Here is a 3,237-nt window from a genome sequence, read left to right on the forward strand (position 1 = left end):
CTGCACGTCCGGCAGGACGCGGAGGAGCGGCTGATCAGGGTGCGCGACGTGCTGTCGCGCGCGGACCGTACGCTGGGCGAGGCCCGGCGGGCGCGCGGCGAGGTGCTGGCGAAGATAGCGGCGTCCGAGGTGCCGGCGGTCAGCGGCCCGCCGACCGCGTTGAACGAACAGCTGGCCAACGCGGTCGAGTTCCGCAGGCGCGCCCAGTGGCACCGGCTCTCGCCGCTGCTGGAGAGCCTGGAGCAGCGGGCCGAGGAGGAGTTGCTACGGGCGCGGGAGTCGCTGACCGCGGTGACCGCGCCGCTGGCCGTGCGCGCGGAGCTGCGCGGGCGGCTGGACGCGTACAAGGCGAAGGTGGCCCGGCACGGCTTCGCCGAGGACCGCATCCTGGTGGAGCGGTACGACGCGGCGCGCCGGCTGCTGTGGTCGGCGCCCTGCGATCTGATCGCGGCGGAGCAGGCGGTGCTGCGCTACCAGCGGGCCACGGCGGAGGTGCTCGCGGCGGGTCCGGTTGATCGGCCCGGGGGCATGGCGTGAGGCTGGACGGAACGGAGTTGGGGGAGTCATGAGCAACGCGCAGGCATGTCAGCGGCCGGGCTGCGGAGGAACGTACGAGGACGTCGGCGGCGGCGAGCTGTACTGCGACACCTGCGGGCTCGCCCCCGTCGTCTCGCCGGACGGCGTGGTCGGCTCGGCGCCCACCGGGGTGACCGGGCACCGCCGGGGCAGCCGGGGCAGCCGGGGCAGCTCGTCGAGCAGCTCCAGCGCGTCGAGCCGGTCGAGCAGCACGTCCCGGAGCAGTTCGCGGGCGTCGCGCCGGTCGGTCTCCGGGCGGCTGTCGCGCGCGCTGACCGGGGCGTCGACGGGCCGCTCGGTCTCGGTGAAGAGTTCCCGTACGTCCGCGGTGGCCTCCCGCGGCAAGCTGGGCGCGGGCCTGGTGACGGTGCCGGAGGTGCCGCGGCCCGACCCGCGCACCGCGGTGCTGGCCAACCCCGAGGTGCCCGAGCGCAAGCGGTACTGCAGCCGCAGCGAGTGCGGGGCGCCGGTGGGCCGGTCGCGGAGCGGGCGGCCGGGGCGTACGGAGGGCTTCTGCACCAAGTGCGGGCAGCCGTACTCCTTCGTGCCGAAGCTCCAGGAGGGCGACATCGTCCACGGGCAGTACCAGGTCGCGGGCTGCCTCGCGCACGGCGGCCTGGGCTGGATCTACCTGGCGATCGACCGCGCGGTCGCCGACCGCTGGGTGGTCCTCAAGGGCCTGCTGAACACCGGCGACGAGGACGCCATCGCCGCGGCCGTCTCCGAGCGCCGCTTCCTCGCGGAGATCGAGCACGCGGGCATCGTGCGCATCTACAACTTCGTCGAGCACCTCGACCAGCGCACCGGCAGTCTCGACGGCTACATCGTCATGGAGTACGTCGGCGGCAAGTCGATGAAGGAGATCGCCAACGAGCGGCGCACGCCGGACGGCAAGCGCGACCCGCTGCCGGTCGAGGTGGCGTGCGCGTACGGGATCGAGGCGCTGGAGGCGCTCGGCCACCTGCACAGCCGCAACCTGCTGTACTGCGACTTCAAGGTCGACAACGCGATCCAGCAGGGCGACCAGCTCAAGCTGATCGACATGGGCGCGGTGCGCCGCATGGACGACGACGATTCCGCCATCTTCGGCACCGTCGGCTACCAGGCCCCGGAGGTCGCCGACGTCGGCCCGTCCATCGCCTCCGACCTGTACACCGTGGCCCGCACGCTGGCCGTGCTGACCTTCGACTTCCAGGGCTACACCAACGTCTTCGTCGACACCCTGCCCGACCCCGACTCGATCGACGTCTTCAACCGGTACGAGTCCTTCTACCGGCTGCTGGTCCGCGCCACCGACCCCGACCCGGCCCGCAGGTTCGCCTCGGCCGCGGAGATGTCCGAGCAGCTGACCGGTGTGCTGCGGGAGGTCGTGGCGCTCCAGACGGGCAAGCCGCAGCCGGCGCTCTCCACGCTCTTCGGCGCGGAGCTGCGGGTGGTGGACAGCGAGCTGTTCCCGCCGGCGACCGGCGAGACCTCGCAGCTCGGCGCCCGGGCGGTCAGCAAGCGCGAGCGCGTGGCGCGGGCGGCGGGCAACGGCACCCCCGCGCTGCCGGCCGCGCAGGGCGTACCGGCGCAGCTGCCGGGCGGCGGGCCGGGGATGGGCACGCAGGTGGCGCTGCCCGCGCAGATCGCGGACACGCTGCCGCTGAACTCCCCCGCGGCGGCGCTGGCGCTGCCGGTGCCGCGGGTGAACCCCAGCGACCCCAACGCCGGCTTCCTCGCCGGCCTGATGGCGTCCGCGCCCGCGGAGCTGACCGCGGCGCTGTCCAACGCGCCGACCGACTCCGTCGAGCTGCAGCTGCGCCGGGTGCGCGCCCACCTGGAGCTGGGCGACCTGGCCGCGACCGGCTCCGCGCTGGCCGAGCTGGGCGAGCAGCACCCCGACGACTGGCGGATCGTCTGGTACCGCGGTCTGCAGGCGCTGGCCACCCGGGACTTCGAGACCGCCGCGCTGTCCTTCGACGCGATCTACGACGCCTTCCCCGGCGAGCCCGCGCCGAAGCTGGCGCTCGGCATCTGCGCCGAGGTGCTGGGCCAGCTGGACAACGCCACCGAGTACTACCGGCTGGTGTGGACGTCCGACCCGGCCTACGTCAGCGCCGCGTTCGGACTCGCCCGGGTGCGGCTCGCCGCCGCCGACAGGTCCGGTGCCGTACGGGCGCTGGAGTCCGTACCGGAGGCGTCGATCCACTACACCGCGGCGCGCGTCGCGGCGATCAGAGCCCGGCTGCGCCAGCGCGCCCCGCAGGAGCCGCTGCTGACCGATCTGCAGGCCGCCGGTACGCAGGTGGAGCGGCTGCAGGACGTGGGCCTGGACGCGGGCCGCAGGGCCCGGCTGTCCACCGAGGTACTGGGCAGTGCGCTCGACTGGGTGCTGACCGGCCGCACCGGCACCGGTGCGGGCCAGGCGCCCGCGGGTCCGCCGCAGCCGCTGCTGGGTTGCGCGCTGGACGAGGACGGGCTGCGGCTCGGTCTGGAAAACTCCTTCCGGGTGCTGGCCCGTCTCGCACCGCACGGCCATGAGCGGATCGACATGGTCGAACGGGCCAACCGCTACCGGCCGAAGACCTGGGTATGAGAGGAAAGCCCATGGCGAACACACCTCCCGTATCCCAACTGAGCACGTGCCCCTCGTGCGAGGAGCCGCTGGAGGCAGGTGAC

General features: G+C 73.9%; 2 protein-coding genes and 1 pseudogene. 2 read left to right on the top strand and 1 reads right to left on the bottom strand.

All coding sequences use genetic code 11. The features are described from left to right. Positions 1–537, top strand: a pseudogene (locus H5J30_RS23490) (hypothetical protein); the annotation flags it as partial. Between the two features lie 48 nt (positions 538–585). On the opposite strand, the gene H5J30_RS37820 reads toward H5J30_RS23490, so the two are convergent. Next, positions 586–921, bottom strand: a complete 336-nt coding sequence (locus H5J30_RS37820; protein ID WP_445194953.1) for a hypothetical protein — start codon at positions 919–921, stop codon at positions 586–588. On the opposite strand from H5J30_RS37820, the gene H5J30_RS23495 reads away from it, so the two are divergent. Continuing rightward, the gene (locus tag H5J30_RS23495; protein ID WP_445194954.1) at positions 905–3,154 is read left to right on the top strand and encodes a serine/threonine-protein kinase; all 2,250 of its coding nucleotides are present in this window, start codon (positions 905–907) and stop codon (positions 3,152–3,154) included. The two genes, H5J30_RS37820 and H5J30_RS23495, sit on opposite strands and share 17 nt — an antisense overlap. Positions 3,155–3,237 lie beyond the last annotated feature (83 nt).

Origin of the sequence: Streptomyces phytophilus (assembly GCF_013870535.1) — a bacterium.
Taxonomy (GTDB): domain Bacteria; phylum Actinomycetota; class Actinomycetes; order Streptomycetales; family Streptomycetaceae; genus Streptomyces; species Streptomyces phytophilus.